This window comes from Streptomyces sp. NPDC002232, from assembly GCF_042890295.1.
Taxonomy (GTDB): domain Bacteria; phylum Actinomycetota; class Actinomycetes; order Streptomycetales; family Streptomycetaceae; genus Streptomyces.
This window is the reverse complement of the sequence record NZ_JBIARV010000005.1, coordinates 914,872-934,741: the sequence shown is the minus strand read 5'-3', so window position 1 is coordinate 934,741 and position 19,870 is coordinate 914,872. Positions and strand designations below refer to the sequence as shown.

General features: G+C 74.9%; 17 protein-coding genes and 1 pseudogene. 7 read left to right on the top strand and 11 right to left on the bottom strand.

All coding sequences use genetic code 11. The annotated features are described in order from the left end of the window. Positions 1–8: 8 nt before the first annotated feature. Positions 9–1,037, top strand: a complete 1,029-nt coding sequence (locus tag ACFYXU_RS27270) for an AAA family ATPase (protein ID WP_384563689.1) — start codon at positions 9–11, stop codon at positions 1,035–1,037. Next, a complete protein-coding gene (locus tag ACFYXU_RS27265; protein ID WP_389460390.1) occupies positions 1,027–4,383 on the top strand; it encodes a NaeI family type II restriction endonuclease in 3,357 nt (1,118 codons plus the stop codon). The genes ACFYXU_RS27270 and ACFYXU_RS27265 overlap by 11 nt, the downstream gene beginning before the upstream one ends. 36 nt (positions 4,384–4,419) lie before the next feature. On the opposite strand, the gene ACFYXU_RS27260 is transcribed toward ACFYXU_RS27265, so the two are convergent. Continuing rightward, positions 4,420–5,127, bottom strand: a complete 708-nt coding sequence (locus tag ACFYXU_RS27260; RefSeq protein ID WP_389460387.1) for a response regulator — start codon at positions 5,125–5,127, stop codon at positions 4,420–4,422. Further along, complete coding sequence (locus ACFYXU_RS27255; protein ID WP_389460561.1) at positions 5,124–6,065, bottom strand: HAMP domain-containing sensor histidine kinase; 942 nt, start codon at positions 6,063–6,065, stop codon at positions 5,124–5,126. The genes ACFYXU_RS27260 and ACFYXU_RS27255 overlap by 4 nt, the downstream gene beginning before the upstream one ends. A 210-nt stretch (positions 6,066–6,275) precedes the next feature. Here ACFYXU_RS27255 and ACFYXU_RS27250 point away from each other — a divergent pair, with 210 nt between their 5' ends. Together ACFYXU_RS27250 and ACFYXU_RS27245 are read left to right on the top strand one after the other, a co-directional pair. Continuing rightward, positions 6,276–6,746, top strand: a complete 471-nt coding sequence (locus ACFYXU_RS27250; protein ID WP_329857175.1) for a TrkA C-terminal domain-containing protein — start codon at positions 6,276–6,278, stop codon at positions 6,744–6,746. A 5-nt stretch (positions 6,747–6,751) separates the two neighbouring features. Beyond that, a complete protein-coding gene (locus ACFYXU_RS27245) occupies positions 6,752–8,092 on the top strand; it encodes a cation:proton antiporter (RefSeq protein WP_376511128.1) in 1,341 nt (446 codons plus the stop codon). Between the two features lie 165 nt (positions 8,093–8,257). On the opposite strand, the gene ACFYXU_RS27240 is transcribed toward ACFYXU_RS27245, so the two are convergent. After that, a complete protein-coding gene (locus ACFYXU_RS27240; protein WP_329857173.1) occupies positions 8,258–8,713 on the bottom strand; it encodes a TerB family tellurite resistance protein in 456 nt (151 codons plus the stop codon). 141 nt (positions 8,714–8,854) lie between these two features. Beyond that, positions 8,855–10,099 carry an SLC13 family permease gene (locus ACFYXU_RS27235; protein ID WP_389460385.1) on the bottom strand — a complete coding sequence of 415 codons (1,245 nt, stop codon included), beginning with the start codon at positions 10,097–10,099 and terminating at the stop codon, positions 8,855–8,857. Between the two features lie 157 nt (positions 10,100–10,256). Between ACFYXU_RS27235 and ACFYXU_RS27230 the strand changes: the two genes are divergently transcribed. From ACFYXU_RS27230 to ACFYXU_RS27220, 3 genes are all read left to right on the top strand, one after another. Beyond that, positions 10,257–11,180 (top strand): dihydrodipicolinate synthase family protein, encoded by a 924-nt coding sequence (locus ACFYXU_RS27230; protein WP_389408488.1) that lies wholly within the window; start codon positions 10,257–10,259, stop codon positions 11,178–11,180. A 32-nt stretch (positions 11,181–11,212) separates the two neighbouring features. Beyond that, the gene (locus ACFYXU_RS27225; RefSeq protein WP_384563706.1) at positions 11,213–12,217 is read left to right on the top strand and encodes a proline racemase family protein; all 1,005 of its coding nucleotides are present in this window, start codon (positions 11,213–11,215) and stop codon (positions 12,215–12,217) included. Positions 12,218–12,324: 107 nt separating this feature from the next. Further along, positions 12,325–13,002 carry a GntR family transcriptional regulator gene (locus ACFYXU_RS27220; RefSeq protein WP_361404304.1) on the top strand — a complete coding sequence of 226 codons (678 nt, stop codon included), beginning with the start codon at positions 12,325–12,327 and terminating at the stop codon, positions 13,000–13,002. On the opposite strand, the gene ACFYXU_RS27215 is transcribed toward ACFYXU_RS27220, so the two are convergent. The 7 genes and pseudogenes from ACFYXU_RS27215 to ACFYXU_RS27185 all read right to left on the bottom strand — a co-directional run bounded on the left by ACFYXU_RS27215 (position 13,003) and on the right by ACFYXU_RS27185 (position 19,838). Then, positions 13,003–14,520 (bottom strand): long-chain fatty acid--CoA ligase, encoded by a 1,518-nt coding sequence (locus ACFYXU_RS27215; RefSeq protein ID WP_389460383.1) that lies wholly within the window; start codon positions 14,518–14,520, stop codon positions 13,003–13,005. Continuing rightward, positions 14,520–15,398 carry a 4'-phosphopantetheinyl transferase gene (locus tag ACFYXU_RS27210; protein WP_389460381.1) on the bottom strand — a complete coding sequence of 293 codons (879 nt, stop codon included), beginning with the start codon at positions 15,396–15,398 and terminating at the stop codon, positions 14,520–14,522. The genes ACFYXU_RS27215 and ACFYXU_RS27210 overlap by 1 nt, the downstream gene beginning before the upstream one ends. Then, positions 15,395–16,324 carry an alpha/beta fold hydrolase gene (locus ACFYXU_RS27205; protein ID WP_389460379.1) on the bottom strand — a complete coding sequence of 310 codons (930 nt, stop codon included), beginning with the start codon at positions 16,322–16,324 and terminating at the stop codon, positions 15,395–15,397. Before ACFYXU_RS27205 ends, ACFYXU_RS27210 begins: the two co-directional genes overlap by 4 nt. Continuing rightward, positions 16,321–17,295, bottom strand: a complete 975-nt coding sequence (locus ACFYXU_RS27200; protein WP_389460377.1) for a beta-ketoacyl-ACP synthase III — start codon at positions 17,293–17,295, stop codon at positions 16,321–16,323. The genes ACFYXU_RS27205 and ACFYXU_RS27200 overlap by 4 nt, the downstream gene beginning before the upstream one ends. Positions 17,296–17,504: 209 nt before the next feature. Continuing rightward, positions 17,505–18,335: pseudogene (fabI, locus tag ACFYXU_RS27195) on the bottom strand (enoyl-ACP reductase FabI); the annotation flags it as partial. After that, positions 18,335–19,591, bottom strand: a complete 1,257-nt coding sequence (locus tag ACFYXU_RS27190) for a beta-ketoacyl-[acyl-carrier-protein] synthase family protein (protein ID WP_361404317.1) — start codon at positions 19,589–19,591, stop codon at positions 18,335–18,337. The pseudogene fabI and the gene ACFYXU_RS27190, both read right to left, overlap by 1 nt. Further along, a complete protein-coding gene (locus ACFYXU_RS27185; RefSeq protein WP_329857163.1) occupies positions 19,584–19,838 on the bottom strand; it encodes a phosphopantetheine-binding protein in 255 nt (84 codons plus the stop codon). Before ACFYXU_RS27185 ends, ACFYXU_RS27190 begins: the two co-directional genes overlap by 8 nt. Positions 19,839–19,870: the final 32 nt, after the last annotated feature.

The following is a 19,870-nucleotide window of genomic DNA, read 5'->3' as shown; positions in this document are numbered from 1 at the left end:
AGAACCTGATGTCCCAGTGGCCTGTGTACACCGGCACGGACGAGCCGCACGACGGTGTGTCCCGCCTGCCCGACCCTCCTCCCTGGCGGGCCTTCGACGGCGGACCGAAGCTGCCCTCGCCGTCGTGGGAGGGCGACGCGGTCCCGCTCGACCGGAAGCACCGGGCGGACACCTACCGGGCGACGCGCGAGAGCGTCGACCTGGTGAACGCGGCCCTGGTCCTGCGGAGGCCGCTGCTCATCACGGGCCCGCCCGGCAGCGGCAAGTCGTCGCTGCCCTACGCCGTGGCGAGGGAGCTGCGCCTGGGGCCCGTACTGCGCTGGAACATCACCAGCCGCAGCACGCTCCAGGACGGCCTCTACCAGTACGATCCGATGGCCCGCCTCTACGCCGCCAGCCGGGGCGGGGTCCGCACGCCACCGGCGGAGACCGGCGGCGACCCCGCGGGCGGCGCCGTCGAGGACCACCTGCGGCTCGGCCCGCTGGGGACCGCGCTCCTTCCGTACGGGCGTCCCCGCGTCCTGCTCATCGACGAGATCGACAAGAGCGACCTCGACCTGCCGAACGATCTGCTCAACGTGCTGGAGGAGGGCCAATACGAGATCCCAGAGCTGGTCCGAGCCGCCGAACACACGCCCACCGCCCGGCTGATGGCCGCCGGCGGCGAGGGCCCGGTCGCGGTCGAGCGGGGCCTCGTGCGCTGCCGCGCGTTCCCGTTCATCGTGCTGACCAGCAACGGCGAGCGGGAGTTTCCCCCCGCCTTCTTGCGCCGGTGCGTTCCCCTGCACCTCAGCCGGCCCGATCCGCGTCACCTGGAAGCGATCGTGCGGGCACACCTGGGAGACCTGGACGGGGAGACGACACAACTGATCGCCACGTTCCTGGAGCGCCGCAGCACGGGCGAGCTGGCCACCGACCAGCTCCTCAACGCCATCTACCTGTCGAGGGTTTCCGGTCTGACGGCCGAGTCCCGCGAGGCCCTGGCCGCCTCCCTCATGACCCATCTCGGCCCGACCACGGAGTTCCATGACTTCTGACCCGGGCCGACCGACGTCCCCGACCGAACTCGGACATCTCCTCGATGTCCTGCATCGGGCCGGGGGACGCGACGCCACCGCGACGGAGCTCGCCGAGCTGGTCTGGCTGGCCCGGCACAGTGGCATGCCCGCGCCGAACGCTCGTCCGGGTCCGCCGCGACCGGAGCCGGACGAACCGGATCCGCAGGACGCGGAGTCCGCGTCCGACCGGGCGCCCGAACTGGCCCCGGCCCCGGAGCCGCAGGGCGGCGGAGCGGACGCCCTGCTGTCGCCGCGGTCCGAAGCCGGCTCCCCGGAGGAGGAGGGTCGATACAGCTCGCTCCTGGCGCCGCTGCCTCCCGTGCTGGCGCATCCGCTCCCGCTCCAGCGTGCCCTGAGGCCACTCCGGCGGCAGGTGCCCTCGCACCTGAACCAAGAATTGGACGAGCGGAGCACCGCGTACCGCATCGCCCGTGAGGGCGCGCTGCCAGGGACCTGGCTCCCCGTGCTCCGGGCGAAGCCCGAGCGCTGGCTGACGCTCTACCTCGTGTACGACGCGGGGCCGACGATGCCCGTCTGGCGCCCCCTGTGGCGGGAGCTCCACCGGGTCTTCGGGCAGACGGGCGCGTTCCGAGGGATCAGGCTGCTGGCCCTCACCGAGGACGGCCGTCTCCGGGAGTCCCCCGGTGGCCGCCCGGCCGCCCTCCCTCCGCGCGACGGCCGTGCCGTCGCGCTCGTCCTCAGCGACTGCAGCGGCCCCCACTGGTACGCGGGCCACGAGGCGACGACCCGCTGGTACGGCGTCCTGGGGCGCTGGGCGCGCACGATGCCGACGGCCGTTGTCCAGCCCCTCCCGGAACGGCTCTGGCGCCGCACCGCGCTCCCCGGCACGGCGGGGCTGCTGAGGGCGAGGGGACCGGCCGCGGCCAACTCGGCCCTCCGCTTCACCCCGTACGAGCCGCCGCCGGAGGACCACGCGGGGCTGCCCCTGCCGCTCCTGGAACCCTCCGCCCGCTGGTTCGCGCACTGGGCGGAACTCGTGGCCGGATCCACGGGGACGGAGGTCCCCGGAGTGGCCGCGATGCTGCCCGACCGACCTTCGGCGCCGCCGCTCGAACGCGATGAGGAGGCGGCCGTGTCCCGCGCGCCCGAGGAACTCGTCCTCGACTTCCGCGCCCACGCCTCCCCGCAGGCCCTTCGCCTCGCGGCGCACCTGGCCGCGGGGGAACCAACCCTGCCCGTGATGCGGTTGGTCCAGGCCGCTACGGAGGCGCGGCCGGAGCCGCAGCACCTGGCCGAGGTCGTCCTCAGTGGTCTGCTCACGACGGCCCCCGGAGCGGCGGCCTCCTCGGGCCACTACGCCTTCCGTCCGGGCGTGCGGGAGGTACTGTCCCGCGCTCTGCCCCGCTCGACCGCCGCGCGGATCGGGGCCGTCATCCAGAAGTACGCCGGGGTCGCAGCAGGGGAGTTCCCGGTCGTGGCACCGGGCGAAGACGGTGGCGAGGACAGCGACGAGACCGAAGGTGTGAAGGGGCGTCCTGAGGGACCGCCCGTCGCGGTGGTGACCCAGGAGACGGTGGAGCGGCTGGGCGGCCGTCCGGGCCGCGGCACGGTCGAGGACACACCGGACGTGGCTGTCGACGGATCCGGTTCCCTCGTCGACGGCCGCTACCGGCTGGCCGGACGGCGCCACGCCGGGCCGGTCTCCGACCTCTGGCGCGCGACGGACGAGGTCCGCGACCGGGAGGTGACGCTCAAGCTCTTCCACGCGCGGGTCGCGGACGGCGCCGGACGGGGCGCCTTCCTCGGCGACGCGGCGCGGCTGGCGGAGACCGACGTCCGAGGGCTCGCGCGCGTCACCGGGTGCGGGTTCCACCGCAACCGTCCCTACGTGGTGACGGACCCCGTCGACGGAGAGCCCTTCGCGGACCTGCTCGACCGCGTCGACGGGACCCTGCCGTGGGAGTCGGTCCGGGCGATCGGCGGACAGCTCCTCGAGACGCTCGACGCCCTGCACCGGAACGGACTGCCGCATCTGGATCTCGACGCGGCGACCCTGGTGCGGCGGGGCGACGGCCGGGTGTTCCTCACCGATCCCGGTCTGGGCGTCCACGGCTTGCAGGCCTACTCCGGCGGCGTGTACGGCCGGTGGACGGACGATCTGCCCGACTCCCCGCCGGAGTACCGGTCCCCGGAGCAGCTCTTCGGCGGGCAAGCCGACCACCGCGCCGACCTGTACGCGCTCGGCTGCCTCTTCCACGCGCTCGCCACCGGAACCCCTCCCGCACCGGGTCAGCGGGCCCTGCGCAACGCGTGGGCGCACGGAGGACGGCATCCAGGGCCGGAGTTCCGCTCCGTCTACCCGCGCGAGTTCGACGCGCTCGTCACCGACCTGCTCGCCGTCCGGCCCGAGGACCGGCCGGCCCAGGTGCACGCGGTGAGGGCGAGGCTCATGAGCGTCCCGGCGGAGGACCGGGAACTGACCGAGGTCGCCGCGGCCGTGCTGGCCCTCGATCCCGACGGCAGCCGCATGGGAAGGGTCCTGAGGGAGACCATCGACACCCTCCTCGACGGCGAGCGGACCGGGCGGTACGACTGGGCGCAGCTCCTCAAGACGGAGAAGACGCACCTCGGGACCCTGGTGGAGATCGCCGTCCAACGGGAGTTCGGGTTCGCCGACGGGGTCGACATGGACTACCGGATCGCGGGCGTGGACGTCGACTGCAGGTACGCCCAGCGCTTCGGAGGCTGGATGATCCCGCCCGAGGCCGAGGGACACCTGTGCCTGCTGCTCTGGGCGGACGACGCCCAGAGCCGCTGGAGCGTCGGTCTGGTGCGCGCCGTCAGGGGCCGGCTCAGCGTCGGTTCGAACCGCGACGGGAAGTTCACGGTCGGGCTCGACCGCCGGGACGAGATCTTCTGGCTCTGGCGCGACGCGGACCTCCCGGAGAACATCCTCCTGCACATGCCCGACGAGGACCGTGCCGCGATCTTCGCGCACACGTCCGGCCAGCGTCGTCTCGACGAGCTGTTCCGGCGGGTCCGGGGGCGTCGGATCGGCCGGAACACGGTCCGCACCGTCGCCCAGCAGAAGGACTACATGAAGCGGGTCCGCGGGAACGGCGGCTCCCGCTCCACGCTCCGGCCCCACGGGATCGTCATCCTCGGCGACCAGCGGCCACACCAGGAGATCGCCCGCGCACTCGGGCTGCCCGTCCCCCGGCACGGGGAGTTCGTCAGCGCCCGGCTGGTGCGGGCCGTTCCCGGCGACGGCCGGCCCGTCGCGGAGTTCGACGGGGCCCTGTGGTCGGTGGCGACCCCGGACGAGCCCGCGGTCACGGCGCCGGAACTCCCCTCCAGGCTCTGACGGGTGGGCGGCGAGGGCGCCGCCGCCCCTGCCCGGCTACGGCTCGATCAGGCCCACGCGGATCGCGTACCGCGTGAGTTCCAGGCGGTCGCGCATGCCGAGCTTCTGGAGGAGGTTCGCCCGGTGGCGCTCGACCGTCTTCGGGCTGATGACCAGGAGGTCCCCGATCTCCTTGGAGCTGTGGCCCTCGGCGACGAGCTTCAGGATCTCCTCCTCGCGCTCCGTCACGGCCCGGTCCGGCAGCGGCCGGCCCTGCTCCGCGCGGTCGAGGTACGTGCGGATCAGGGCCTTCTCGGCGCCGGGGCAGATGAACGGCTCGTCCCGTACGGCCGCCCGGCACGCCTCCACCAGGTCCCGGTCGGCCACGGACTTCAGGACGTAGCCGCTCGCCCCCGCCTTCAGCGCCTCGAAGAAGTACTGCTCGTTGTCGTACATCGTGAGGATCAGGATCCTCAGCTCGGGCCGGAGACGGCTCAGTTCGCGGGCCGCCTGGAGGCCGGTGCGCCGGGGCATGGAGATGTCGAGGACGGCCAGGTCGATGTCCGTGGAGCGCGCCAGCGCCACGGCCTCCGCGCCGTCCGCCGCCTCCGCGACCACCGTGAGGTCCGGTTCCGCGTCCAGGATGAGCCGCACCCCGCCGCGTACCAGCGCGTGGTCGTCGGCGAGGAGGATGCGGGTCGGGTTCGGCCCGGAGCCCTGTTTGGTGTCCTCTTCCGCGTCCTGGCGGGCGGTCGGGCTGCTCATGGTGTCGTCCTCGTGTCCAGGCGGACCTCCGTCCCGCCGTCCGGGCCGGCGCCGACCGTCAGTTCCGCGCCGATCAGCAGCGCCCGCTCCCGCATCCCGCGCAGGCCCGCGCCCTCGGGCGCGGTGCCGATGCCCCGGCCGTCGTCCCGTACCAGCAGGCCCACGCCGCCGCGCGGCAGGGCCCTCAGCAGCAGCTCGACCCGGGTGGCGTCCGCGTGCCGCGCCGTGTTCGTCAGGCCCTCCTGAGCGACCCGGTAGAGCACGAGCTCCGTCTCCGGGCCCAGGGCCGGCAGACCCCCGTCGATGCGGGGCCGCACGGTCAGCCCGCCCGTCGAGAACTCGGAGGCCAGCGACCTGAGCGCGCTGTGCAGCCCCAGCTCCTCCAGCACGCCCGGCCGCAGCCGGCGCGCGATGCGGCGGATCTCGTCCAGCCCCGCCCGGGTGGTCTCCTGCGCCTGGTGGAGCTCCGGCCGGAGCCCGTCGGGGGCGTGGTCGGCGGCGTGCTTCAGCTGGAGGAGCACCGCGGTGAGGGTCTGGCCGACCTCGTCGTGCAGTTCCCGCGCGATCCGCCGCCGCTCCGCCTCCTGTGCGGACAGCACGCGCGCGGTGCTCGCGGCCCGCTCGGCCTCCAGGCGGTCCAGCATCGTGTTGAAGGTACGGGTCAGGTCGGCGAGCTCGCCGTGCCCCGTCACCGCCGCGCGCCGCCCCGGCCGCAGCAGGTCCGCGGTGCGCATCGCCCGGGTCAGCCGCTGGAGGGGCGCCAGGCCGACGCGGAGGAGGACGGCGTTGGCGATGAGCAGGACGAGCAGGCCGGCCAGGAGGACGACCGCCTCGCCGAGCAGGACCGGCGTGGAGACCGTGACGGGCCCGAACAGCAGCAGCACGGCGACGACCAGGACCGAGGCGTTGAGCAGGAAGAGGCGCCAGTACAGCGACACGACCGTCCTCTCCTCCTGCTCGCCCACGACCCGATCCAAGGCCTCTGACCTGCGGCGGGACCCATGTCCCCGCCTCATCCTGACCAGTGTGCCAGGGTCCTGTCCATCCGTGCCGACACCCATGTTCCGAGGCTCCGGGCGGATGACACGATGCCCCGACACCACCCACCACGACACCCAGGGAGGGACGGGCCCGTGCCTGCTCCGCGGATGAGAACGACACCCCTGCCCGGCATCGGCGTCCAGTACGACTTCACCACGCGGGAGCACCGTCAGCTCTCGGTCATCGCCCACCGCGACGGAACCCGCACCGTGAACGTCTACCGGGCCGACGACCCCGACGCCTGCGCCCAGTCCCTGCACCTCACGGAGACGGAGACCGCCTCGCTGATCGACGCGCTGATGCCGGCCCACCACAGCCCCAACGTCCTGCACACCACGGACCTGGGCCTGGTCGCCGAGCGGATCGAGCTCTCCGCCCACTCGTACTGGAACGGCCGTGTGCTCGGCGAGACGCGGATGCGCACCGAGGCCGGCGCGTCCATCGTCGCCGTGCTGCGCCGCTCCGGGGCGATACCGTCCCCGACGCCCGCCTTCCGGCTGGCCGGCGGTGACACGCTCATCGTCATCGGCACCCGCGAGGGCGTCGACGCGGCCGCCGCGATCCTCGGTCAGGAGTGAGGGGCGTGCACTCCGCGGTCTTCCTGATCGAATTCGGCGCCATCATCCTCGGTCTCGGTCTGCTCGGGCGGTTCGCCGGCCGCTTCCGCTTCTCCCCGATCCCGCTCTACCTCCTCGCCGGGCTCGCCTTCGGCAAGGGCGGCCTGCTGCCGCTCGGCGCGAGCGAGGAGTTCGTCGCCATCGGCGCCGAGATCGGGGTGATCCTCCTGCTGCTCATGCTCGGCCTGGAGTACACCGCGAGCGATCTCGTCTCCAACCTCAAGACCCAGTACCCGGCCGGGCTCGTCGACTTCGCGCTCAACGCCCTGCCCGGCGCGGCCGCCGCGCTGCTCCTCGGCTGGGGACCGGTGGCCGCCGTCGTCCTGGCGGGCGTCACCTGGATCTCCTCGTCCGGGGTCATCGCCAAGGTGCTCGGCGACCTCGGACGGCTGGGCAACCGCGAGACGCCGGTCATCCTCAGCATCCTGGTCCTCGAAGACCTGGCGATGGCCGTCTACCTGCCGATCATCACGGCCCTCCTCGCCGGAGTCGGCCTCGCCGCGGGCAGCGCGACGCTCGCGATCGCGCTGGGCGTGGCCGGGGCGGTGCTGTTCGTCGCCGTCCGCTACGGGCGCCTGATCTCCCGCTTCGTCTCCAGCGACGACCCGGAGAAGCTGCTCCTCGTGGTCCTGGGCCTGACCCTGCTGGTCGCCGGTGTCGCCCAGCAGCTCCAGGTGTCCGCTGCCGTCGGGGCGTTCCTCGTCGGCATCGCGCTCTCCGGCGAGGTCGCCGAGGGCGCCCACGCCCTGCTGAGCCCGCTCCGCGACCTGTTCGCCGCGGTCTTCTTCGTCTTCTTCGGCCTGCACACCGACCCGTCCAGCATTCCGCCGGTCATCCTCCCGGCGCTCGCGCTGGCCGTCGTCACCGCGCTGACCAAGGTCGCCACCGGGTACTGGGCGGCGCGCCGCGCCGGGATCGGAGTGAAGGGGCGGTGGCGTGCGGGCGGCACGCTGGTGGCGCGCGGCGAGTTCTCGATCGTCATCGCCGGGCTCGCCGTGTCCGCCGGGGTGCAGCCGCAGATGGGCCCGTTCGCCACCGCGTACGTCCTCATCCTGGTCGTCGTCGGCCCGCTCACGGCCCGCTTCACCGAGCCGGTCGCGGCGGCGGTGACCCGGTGGCGGGGCGGGGGAGGGGAGCGGCCCGGGACGGACGCTCCGCCGACCGCACGGAAGTCCCCGGTCGCTCTCGAGGACCCGATCGCTCCCGGGGACCCGATCGCTCTGGAGGACCCGTCCGCCGCTCCCGCTGCGTACGACACGCCGTACGACGGTCTGGCCCCCCGCGGCGAACCGTCGCGCAGCGACTGACCGCCCCGGCGCCCGGAGCGGCCGACCGTCCGGGGCGCCTGTAGCCACCGACCGCCCGGGCGCCCGTACCGGCCGACCGGTCCGGGCGTACGGACCGGCTGACCATCCCGTACGTACGCACCGACCGGCCGCCCCTGCCGACCGGCCGCCCCGCGCCCGTCCCCTCTAGAGGTCGAACTCGTGGGGCGGCAGGTCGAGCGTGAAGCACGCCTCGCGGACCACGGCCTGCTCGGTCTTGTCGAAGTCGCCGTCGGCGCCGCCGATGACGATGCCGATCTGGACGACGGCACGGGCCTCGGCCGGCTTCTTCTTCGCCTTGGCGATCTCCTGGAGGACGCTCACCTTGCCGAAGTCGAAGTCGGCGGTGAGCTTGTCCAGGTTGGCGTCGAAGCGGCGCTGGAGGTCGATCGCGTCGAAGTTCTGAAGCACCTCGTTGCTCGCGATGAGCTCGGCGACCCGGCGGCGCTCGGCGGGGTCGATCGTGCCGTCGGCGGCGGCGACCAGCGCGCACATGGCCATGCTCGCGTCGCGGAAGGCGCCGCTCTTCAGGTCGTTCTTCTTCGCCACCAGCTGGGTCTGCATCGTCGATGCGGATTCCTTGATGCGGTCCCACAGGGCCATGAGTGCTCCAGTCGTCGCTCGTTCCGGCCGGCTGCCCGGCCAGATGCTTCTACGGACTTGTAGAACGTAGCAGCGGCGCCCGGGGTTCCCGGTGTACGGCGGATGTCGCTCCGGTGCGCCCCGGGCGGAGCGGATCCCGTCTCACCCCAGCAGTTGGAGCGAGCCCCACAGGGCCACCGTCGAGGCGACCAGGGCGGCCGGGACCGTGAGCAGGCCGAGGCGGGTGAACTCGCCGAGGGCGACGGGGTGGTCGTGGTCGTGGGCGATGCGGCGCCAGAGCAGGGTGGCGAGCGAGCCGGCGTACGTGAGGTTGGGGCCGATGTTCACCCCGATCAGCACCGCGAGCACCGCGCCCGCTCCCGAGGGCGCCGCCAGCGGCACCAGGGCCAGGGTCGCGGGCAGGTTGTTGATCAGGTTGGCCAGGACCGCGGCGAGCGCGGCGATGCCGAGCAGCGCCGGGAGCGAGGTGCCGTCCGGGAGCACATGGGCGAGCGCGCTGCCGAGCCCCTGGTCCACGACGGCGCGCACGACCACGCCGAGCGCCAGGACGAACGCGAGGAAGGGCAGCGCCGCCGAGTGGACCAGCGCGCGCGGCGTGGTGCGGCGGTGGACCAGGGCGCGCACGGCCAGGGTCGCGGCGCCCGCCGCGGCCGCCCACGCCGGGTCCACGCCGGTCGCCGAGGCGACGCCGAAGCCGACGAGCGTCGCGGCCACGGTGCAGAGCGCGAACAGCGGGAGCTCGACGGGCTCCGGCGGCTCGACGGGTTCGGCCGGGGCGGCGAGGTCGCGGGCGAAGAAGCGGCGGAAGATCCCGTACTCCACCGCGATGGCGGTCAGCCAGGGGAGGAGCATCAGGAGCGCGAACCGGGTGAAGCCCAGCCCGGTGGCGGTGAAGGCGAGCAGATTGGTGAGGTTCGAGACGGGCAGCAGCAGCGAGGCCGTGTTGGACAGGTGGGCGCTCGCGTAGGCGTGCGGCCCGGGTCTGGCCCCCATGCGGGCGGCGGTCGCGAAGACGACCGGGGTCAGCAGGACGACCGTCGCGTCGAGGCTCAGGGCGGCGGTGATCAGCGAGGCGAGGCCGAAGACGGCGCCGAGCAGCCGGGTGGGGCGCTGCCGGGCCCAGCGGGCCATCCAGGTGCCGCAGGCGTGGAAGAGCCCCTCGTCGTCGCAGAGCTTGGCGAGGACGAGGACCGCGGCGAGGAAGCCGATCACCGGCCCGAGGCGCTCGGCCTCCTCGCGCACGGCCTGGGGCGTGACCGCGCCCACGGCCAGGACGACTCCTGCGGCGGGGACGGCGAAGGCCGCCTCGGGCAGGCGGAAGGGGCGGGCGACGGCACCCGCGAGGACCACGGCCAGGGCGAGCACGGAGACGGCGGTGACGAGCATGCGTTCGATCATCCGGGACGGCCGGGGCCGATCTTCCCCGGGGTGGGTCGCAGTCGCCCGAATGGCCTGATCGCGTGTCAGAACTGAGCGCGTCCGGGACTCTTGTGCGCCCCGCCCCCATCAATAAAATGTCACACACCACACAAGGGAGTCCTTCATGGTCCACGCGCACGTCCCCGCGCATCCCGCGCCCCGCACCCACCCCTGGCACGGGATCATGGTCGCCACCGCACTCCCCTTCCGCGAGGACGGCACCGTCGACCACGACGCCTACGCGCGGCACGTGGCCCGGCTCGTCGCCGAGGGCTGCGACGGCGTCGTCCCGAACGGCTCCCTCGGCGAGTACCAGACCCTCACGGACCAGGAGCGCGCCCAGGTCGTCCGCACCGCCGTCGACGCGGCCGGGGACGGGGCCAGGGTGATGCCGGGCGTCTCCGCGTACGGCAGCGGCGAGGCCCGCCGCTGGGCCGAGCAGGCCGCCGAGGCGGGCGCGGGGTCCGTCCTGCTCCTGCCGCCCAACGCCTATCGGGCCGACGAGCGGTCCGTCCGCGCCCACTACGCCGAGGTCGCCCGGGCGGGCCTGCCCGTCGTCGCGTACAACAACCCCTTCGACACCAAGGTCGACCTCACCCCCGGCCTCCTCGCCCGGCTGTACGCCGACGGCAGCGTCGTCGCCGTCAAGGAGTTCAGCGGCGACGTCCGCCGCTCCTACGAGCTCGCCGAGCTCGCCCCCGGACTCGACCTGCTCGTCGGCGCCGACGACGTCCTCCTCGAACTCGCCGTCGCCGGCGCGGTCGGCTGGATCGCCGGCTTCCCGAACGCGCTCCCGCGCGCCTGCGCCACCCTCTACCGGGCCGCCGTCGCCGGCGACCTCGCCGCCGCGCTGCCGCTCTACCGGTCCCTGCACCCGCTCTTCCGCTGGGACTCCAGGACCGAGTTCGTCCAGGCGATCAAGCTCTCCATGGACCTCGCCGGCCACACCGGGGGAGCCACCCGGCCGCCCCGCCTCCCGCTGACGCCCGAGCAGGAGGCCGTCGTGCGCGCCGCCACCGAGAAGGCCCTCGCCGAGGGCCTCGCGTAGCGCCCGCCACCCACCCACCCGAAGGGGATCCCATGCGCACCCGCCACGTCTACCACGCGGTGGACTCCCACACCGAAGGCATGCCCACCCGCGTCATCACCGGCGGCCTCGGGATCATCCCCGGCGCCACCATGGCCGAGCGGCGGCTCCACTTCGCCGAGCACCTCGACCACGTCCGCACCCTCCTCATGTACGAACCGCGCGGCCACGCGGCGATGAGCGGCGCCGTCCTCCAGCCGCCCACCCGCCCCGACGCCGACTACGGCGTCCTCTACATCGAGGTGTCCGGACTGCTGCCGATGTGCGGCCACGGCACGATCGGCGTCGCCACCGTCCTCGTCGAGACCGGCATGGTGCCGGTCGTCGAACCGGTCACCACCGTCCGCCTCGACACCCCCGCCGGACTCGTCACCGTCGACGTCCGGGTCGAGGACGGCCGCGCCCGCTCCGTCACCCTCACCAACGTGCCCGCCTTCTCCGTCGGGCTCGACCTCACGGTGGACGTGCCCGGGTACGGCACCGTCACCTACGACCTCGCGTACGGCGGCAACTTCTACGCCTTCGTCGACCTCGACTCCCTGGGCCTGCCCTTCGACCGCGCCCACAAGGACGAGCTGCTCGCCGCCGGGCTCGCCGTCATGGCCGCCGTCGACGCCGGACCCGACCGGCCCGTCCACCCCGAGAACCCGGCCTTCGCCGGGGTCAAGCACGTCTACCTCGCCGCCCCCGGCTCCGACGCGACCCGCTCCCGCCACGCCATGGCCATCCACCCCGGCTGGTTCGACCGCTCGCCGTGCGGCACCGGCACCAGCGCCCGCCTGGCCCAGTTGCACGCGCGCGGACTGCTCGCCCCGCACACCGACTTCGTCAACGAGTCCTTCATCGGCACCGAGTTCACCGGCCGGATCGTCGGCGAGACGACCGTCGGCGGCCGCCCGGCCGTCGTCCCGACCGTCACGGGACGCGCCTGGATCACCGGCACGGCCCAGTACTTCCTCGACCCCGACGACCCGTTCCCCGCGGGATTCCTGCTCTGAGCCCCAGCGGAGAACGCCCTGTCGTCCCTCTGAGCTCCCACGGGACCGACCGGCGGCGAAACGTGACATTGTACGATGCTCCCCCGTGACTTCTCGGAGGACGCACGATGGGTGACCTGAAGCAGTACGGCCTCGTCAGGGCGCAGGAACGTCTGCGCGACCAGGTCGGCCACGCCCTTCGCGCCGCCCTGATCGCCGGGGAGCTGCGGCCCGGACAGGTCTACTCCGCCCCCGGGCTCGCCGCCGACCTCGGCGTCTCCGCGACCCCGGTCCGCGAGGCCATGCTCGACCTGGCCCGGGAGGGCCTGGTCGAGCCCGTCCGCAACAAGGGCTTCCGCATCACCGAGGTCAGCGAGCGGGACCTCGACCAGTACACCGAGCTCCGCACGCTCATCGAGGTCCCCACCGTCGGCCGGGTCACCCGCCGGGCCACCCGGGAGCAGCTGGAGGAGCTGCGCCCGGTCGCCGAGGAGATCGTCTCCCGCGCCCGCGAGCACGACCTCATCGGCTATCTGGAGGCGGACCGCCGCTTCCACCTCGCGCTGCTCGCCCTCTCCGGGAACGAGCGGCTCGTCGAGACCGTCGGCGACCTGCGCAAGCGCTCCCGGCTCTACGGTCTGACCGGCCTCGACGAGGCCGGCAAGCTCGTCTCCTCCGCCGAGGAGCACGTCGAGCTCCTCGACCTGATGATCGCCGGGGACGCCGAGGGCGCCGAGGCCTGCATGACCCGTCACCTCGGCCACGTCCGCTCCCTGTGGGCGGACGCGGAGTCGGACCGGGCCTGATCAGACCCGGTCCGTCCCCACGCCGTCCGGCGGGACGATCGCCCGCTTGAGGACCTTCCCCGTCGGCCCCTTCGGCAGGGCGTCCGTGAGCCAGATCCGGCGCGGGTACTTGTACGGGGCGAGCCGCTCCCGCACGTGCGCGCGCAGCTCGGCCGGGGAGACCTCGCGGCCGGGCCGCGGCACCACCGCCGCGGCCACCTCCTGCCCGTGCACCGGGTGCGGGACGCCGAGGACGGCGGCCTCCGCCACGTCCGGGTGGAGGTGCAGGACGTCCTCCACCTCCCTCGGGTACACGTTGAACCCGCCCCGGATCACGACGTCCTTGACGCGGTCGACCACCCGGAAGTCGCCGGACGCGTCCCGGGTCCCGAGGTCGCCGGTGTGCAGCCAGCCGTCCCGTACCGCCTCTGCGGTGGCCTCGGGGCGGCGCCAGTACCCCTTCATCACGTTGTGGCCCCGGATGACGAGCTCACCGACCTCCCCGTCGGGGACCTCCTTGCCGTCCCGGTCCACCACCCGCATCTCCACGCCCTCGACGGGGATGCCGATGGTGCCGGGGGAGCGCGGCCGGTCGATCCGGTTCACGCAGGCGAGCGGGGACGACTCGGACAGGCCGTACCCCTCCAGGACCGCGCAGCCGAAGCCGGACTCGAAGCCGGCCAGCACCGCCACCGGCAGCGGCGAACCCCCGCACAGGCCGACCCGCAGCGAGGAGACGTCGTGCCGCGCCCGGTCCGGATGCCGCAGCAGCAGCCCGTACATGGTGGGCACGCCGAGGAGGACCGTGACCCGGTCCCGCGCGACGAGCGTCAGCGCGTCCCCCGGGTCGAAGCGGGCCATGAGGGTCAGACAGGCGCCGACGGACACCGCGCAGTTGAGGCCCATCACCTGCCCGAAGGAGTGGAAGAGCGGCAGCCCGCCGAAGACCACGTCGGACGGCCCGAGCCCGAGGACCCGGACGCCCTCGTCGACGTTGCGCCGGATGTTGCGGTGGGTGAGCTCGGCGCCCTTCGGGGACCCGGTGGTGCCGGAGGTGTAGAGCACGACCGCCGTGTCCAGCGGGGAGCGGGGCGCCTCCGGTACGCGCGCGTGCCCCGCCCGCGGCCCCGCGAAGGCGTCCGGTCCCACGGCGAGGTGCGGGGTGCCCGCGAGCCGGGCGCCCTCGACGGCCTCCCCGCCGTCCCCGAGCGGTGCGACGAGCAGCGCCGCCTCCGCGTCCGCCAGACAGTGCCGGACCTCCCCGGCGCGCAGCAGCGGGTTGAGCGGGACGACGATCGCACCGGCCCGCAGCACGCCGTAGTAGAGCACCGCGAACAGCGTGCCGTTCGGCAGCGAGAGCGCCACCCGGTCGCCCGGCACGATCCCGCGCGCGTGCAGCAGCGCGGCGGCCCGGTCGGCGAGCTCGTCGAGCGCGCGGTACGTCAGCGCGTCGGGACCGCACCGCAGCGCGGTCCGTCCCGGACGCTCGGCCGCGCTCCGGGCGAGCAGCGCGGGAACGGTGCCGTCGTCGAAGCTCATCAGGGGTGCTCCTTCGGGGCCGTGCGATGCGGGGGCGGTACGGGGCGGGGGACGACGACGGCGGTCAGCAGCAGGCCCTCCCGGACGAGCCAGCGCCCGTCCAGCACGCGCGGGAAGGGGTGCGGCCCCACCGGTGCGGGCGGAGGCGGGGCGACCAGCAGCCGCGCCCGGAACCGGCCGGCGGCACGGAGACGACCGGCACGCGCGCGTGCGGGGCGCGGTGGGTGCCCGTCCGGGGCGGTGTCCGGGGCGCTGCTCAGGGGGTTCGCGGCATCCCGGTCGCGGTCCGCCGCGTGGGGCATCCCGTCCGGGGCGGTGTCCGTCCCGGGCCACCACGACACCTCGGCGTCCTCGAAGCCCAGCCAGGCGCCGCCGTACCCGCTCCAGGCCTTGTACACGGACTCCTTGGCGCTGAACAGCAGCCGGTCCCACGCGAGGTCGGGCCGCCCGGCCGCCGCCGTGCGCAGCCAGGCCTCCTCCGGTCCGAACGCCACCGCCCCGCGCACCCCGGGCGGCAGGGGCGCGTGCGGCTCCGCGTCGATGCCGAGGGCCAGCAGGCGGCCGGCCGGCGCCACCGCGGCGGCCCGGTACCCCGCGCAGTGCGTGATGCTGCCGACGGTCCGCGCGGGCCACGCGGGCGCCCCGCGCCGCCCCCGCAGCAGCGGGCCCGGCGCGGCCCCCAGGGCGGCGAGGGCCCGGTGGGCGCAGACGCGCGCCGCCGCGAACTCCCGGCGCCTGCCGGGCACGGCACGCGCCATCAGGGCCTCCTCCTCGGGATACGGGCAGGGCCCGTCGGGCTCGCCGGTCCCCTCCGCCCAGCGCACCCCGTCCGGCAGCAGCGAGCCGAGCAGCACGTCCTCCTCGCCCCGGTCCCTCACGCCCGGGCACCCGACGGCGTGCCGCCCCGCCGCCCGTCCACGCCCTCCGGCGCGGGGAACTCCGCCCACGCCGCGATCCGTTCGACCAGGCCCGCGTTGTGCCGGATCCAGCGGAAGTGGTCGAGCGGCCGGCCTCCGGCGTCCGACGCCCGGTAGGTCCAGCGCCGGACGGCGGCCCGGGGGAGCTTCGCGCACAGGTGGTCCACGGCCCGCGCCGGAGCCAGCGCGTCCCCCTCGACGTCCACGGCGAGCACGGGCAGATCGACGCCCCGCAGCGCCTCCTCGTAGTCGGCGACGGCGCCCCCGGCCCCGTACCGCCCCGTCCTCATCTGGCGCGCCCAGTCCCGCATGACGCCGACGGACTCGCGCCCGCCGAAACCGAACCGGTGCCCCGGCCAGTACCCGAGCAGCTCCGCGCCCGCCACGCACAGCAGGCTCCGGACCAGCCACTTCGCGCCCGGTCGTGGATCCGCCCCCGTGCCCAGCGCGCGCCACCAGGCGGAACCGCTCGCCACCAGGACGACCCCCGCGAGACGCGGCCGGACCAGTCCGCAGTGCACCAGCCCGAGCTGGCCGCCGAGACTGTGCCCGAGCAGCAGCGGGGGCACCCCGGGGAACGCGCGCTCCACGGCGTCGAGGACCGCGCCGATGTCGTGCTCGACGAGCTCCCGGTAGCCGAAGCGCACCCCGCGCGCGGGGACCGGGGTGCTCTCCCCGTGACCCCGCAGGTCCGTCGTCACCACGGTCGCGCCCCGCCGGTGCAGCGCCCGGACCAGCGGCGTGTAGTGGCGGGCGGCCGTCCCCATCGCGGGGAGCACGACCACGACCGGCGCGGCGGGCTCCGGGCGGGCGTGGACGCGGACCACCAGCGTGGCGCCGTCCGGGGCGGTGAGCTCGGCGAGCACGGGGAACGGGGAGGTCCTCATCGGCGCCCCGGGGCTCCGGGGTCCCCGTCCGGCAGCTGCCAGCCGATCACCCCCGCGCCCCACGTCACTCCCGCGCCGAACCCGGCCACCCCGAGCAGGCCCGCCGGGCCCAGGCGCCCCTCCCGCCAGGCCTGGTGGAGGGCGAGGGGGATGGACGCGGAGGAGGTGTTGGCGACCCGGTCCACGTTCAGGTAGAGCCGCTCCGGCGGGACCCCGAGCTCCTTGCCCACGGCCCGCACGATGCGCGCGTTGGCCTGGTGGGCGACGAACAGGTCGACGTCCTCGGCCGTCAGCTCCCGCCGCGCGAGGACGTCCCGGGCGGCCTCGCTCATCCGCTCCACGGCCTGGACGAAGATCTCGGGCCCGTCCATCCGGAGCTTCCGGTCGTACCGGTCGGCGTGGAGCAGCGGGATCAGGTCCCCGTCCGAGCCGAGGCGGAAGGCCGGCTCGACGGAGGGACCCGGTTCCACGTCCGCCACCACCACCGCCCCGGCGCCGTCGCCGAGCAGCACCGCCGTCGACCGGTCCTGGTGATCGGTGATCCGGGTCAGCGCCTCGGCGCCGCAGACCAGCACCGTGTGGGCCCGGCCCGACTCGATCAGGGCCACGGCGTGGTCCAGGGCGTACACGAACCCGGCACAGGCGGCGTGCAGATCGAACGCGGCGGCGCGGTCCGCCCCCAGCCGGGCGGCGACCTCGACCGCGAGCCCCGGGGTCGTCCGGTCGGGGGTCGTGGTCGCCACGACGACGTGCCCCACCTCGCGCGCGGTGCGCCCGGACTGGGCCAGCGCGATCCGGGAGGCGGCCAGCGCGAGATCGGCCAGGTGACCGTCCTCGGGCAGGAAGTGGCGCTGCCGGATGCCGGTCCGCTTCACGATCCACTCGTCGGAGGAGCCGATGGCGGCGAAGTGGCTGTTGGGCACGGCCCGCTCGGGCAGCGCGGAACCGACACCGACGATCGCCGCGGTCATCAGAGGGTCTCCTTCGAGGTGGGGGACGGTCCTGCGGGGGGCGTAGTCGTGGCGGGTGGGACGTCGGGGCCCGCGCTCGTGGGGGACGGTCCGGCGGGGGTCGCGTTCGTGGCGGGTGGGACGCCCGGGCCCGTGTTCGTACGGGTCGCTCCTGCGGGGCCCGCCGCCGTGCGGGCCGGGGCCCCCGGGCCCGGGGGCTCGCCGAGCGCGCCGGCCCCCATGCGGACCGCGTGCATCCCGCCGTCCGCGTGCACGATCTCCCCGGTGACCGTCGCCGCCAGGTCCGAGAGCAGGAAGAGCACCGGACCGACCAGCCGGGCCGGGTCGGCGCGGTTCCAGCCGAGCGGCGCCTCCTGCTCCCAGCGCTCGGCGATCCGGTCGAAGGTGCTGACCGCCCGCCCCGCCACGGTCTCGACCGGCCCGGCGGCGACCAGGTTGACGCGGATCCCGGAGCGCCCGAGGTAGAGCGCGAGATAGCGGCAGACCGCGCCCAGCGTGGCCTTGCCGACGCCCATCCAGTCGTAACCCGGCCAGGCCCCCGACGAGTCGAAGTCGAGCCCGACGACGCTGCCCCGGGCCGCCCCCGCGCCTCCGCCCTCGCGCAGCAGCGGGGCGAGCGCGGTCGTCAGCGAGTGCAGCGAGAACGCCGCCGTGCGCAGCGCCAGGGACGCGCTCTCGACGGGAGTGGTGAGGAAGTTGCCGCTGAGCGCGGACTGCGGCGCGGCGGCGATCGCGTGCAGGACGCCGTCGACGGCTCCCCAGCGGAGCTCCAGCTCCTTCGTCAGCGCGTCGATGTCCTCGGGGCGCGTCACGTCGAGTTCCAGGACGTCGGCGGGGTACGGCAGGCCGGAGGCCGCCGCCTCGGTGATCCGCCGGGACCGCCCGAAGCCCGTGAGCAGCACCTCCGCGCCCGCCTCCTGGAGCGCCCGCGCCGTGTGCCAGGCGATCGAGTCGTCGTTGAGGACACCGGTCACCAGATAGCGGCGCCCCGAGAAGCCGAGCAGGTCGGGAAGGCCGTCGGGGCCGCGGGACGCGCGCATCAGGACCGCCCTTCCACGGCCAGGACGAGCGCCGCGTTGTGTCCGCCGAAACCGAAGGAGGTGGAGAGCCCGAGCAGTTCGCCCGTCCTCGCGCGCGGGGAGAGCTTCCTCGCCGTGCGGACCAGGTCGAGCGGACCGAGGGCCGGGTCCGGACGGCGCAGCCCCGCCGTCGGCGGCGCGACGCCGTGCCGCAGCGCCTGGAGCGTGGCGACGGCCTCGACCGCGCCCGCCGCCCCGAAGAGGTGCCCGAGGGCGCCCTTGCCGGAGGACAGCGGCAGCCCCGCGAGGACGTCGGCCCCGAGGGCCTGCCGCAGGGCCTCGCACTCCAGACGGTCGTTGAGGGCGGTGCCGGTCCCGTGGGCGTTCACGTACGCCAGCTCCCCGGGCTCCGCCGAGGCCTCCCGCAGGGCCAGCGCCACCGCCCGCCCCGCGGGCCCGCCGGTGGGGTCGGGCGCGGTCACGTGATGGGCGTCGGAGGTCGCCCCGTACCCCCGTACGGCTCCGAGGACCTCGGCCCCGCGCCGGGCGGCACCGGCCGCCGTCTCCAGGACGAGGATCCCGGCGCCCTCGCCGATGACGAAGCCGTCCCGGTCCCGGTCGAAGGGGCGGGAGGAACCGGTGGGGGAGAGGGCGCCGGCGTTCCCGAAGGCCGCGGCCACCAGGTCCGACGAGGCGGCCTCCGCCCCGCCCACCACGACGGCGTCGGCCGCGCCGGCGGCCAGCAGCCGCATCCCCGTGCCCACGGCCTGCGCACCGCTGCTGCACGCCGACGCGACACAGAGGCTCTCGCCGCGGAAACCGTGCCGCATGGAGAGGTGGGCGGCCGCCGCGTTGGCCATCATCTGGGGGATCATCAGCGGCGACACGAAGCCCGCGCCCTCCCTTCCGTACACCTCCCGCTGCGCCTCGAAGGAGCCCGTGCCGCCGAGGCCGCAGCCGATGACGCACGCGACCCGGTCGGACGGCCAGGGCGACGGATCCCCGTCGCGCTTCCCGGCCCGCGTCAGGGCCTCCTCCGCCGCCACCAGCGCGAGCTGCGTGAACCGGTCGGTGCGGCGCACCAGGTGCCGCGGCAGATGGTCGGAGGCGGTGAAGTCCGCGGGCCGGACCGCCGGATGGGCGGGAGGCGGACCCGGTGGCGCCGAGTCCCCGGCGACGGCGCGCTCGTGGAGCACCCCGGCGCCGACACCGAGCGGGGTGACCGCGCCGAAACCGGTGACGACGACGTCCCGGCCCCGCGGTCGCGGATCACTCAACTCCGGCCTTCTCGCAGCACAGTTCGAGGATCTGCCCGACGGTGTCGATGCCGTCGAAGTCCTTCGTGCGGACCGGCACGCCGAGGTCCCGCTTGACGGACTGCGCGAGCTCAACCATGTCGAGCGAGTCGATCTCCAGGTCGTCGAGGGCGGCCCCGGGCAGGACGTCGGCGGCGTCGACGCCGAGCTCGACGAGGGCGTCGGTGAGGAACCGCTCGATGGTGGCGCGGTCCAGGGTCTCGGACATGACTCTCCCGTGCGGTGTGCGGACGGCCGGAT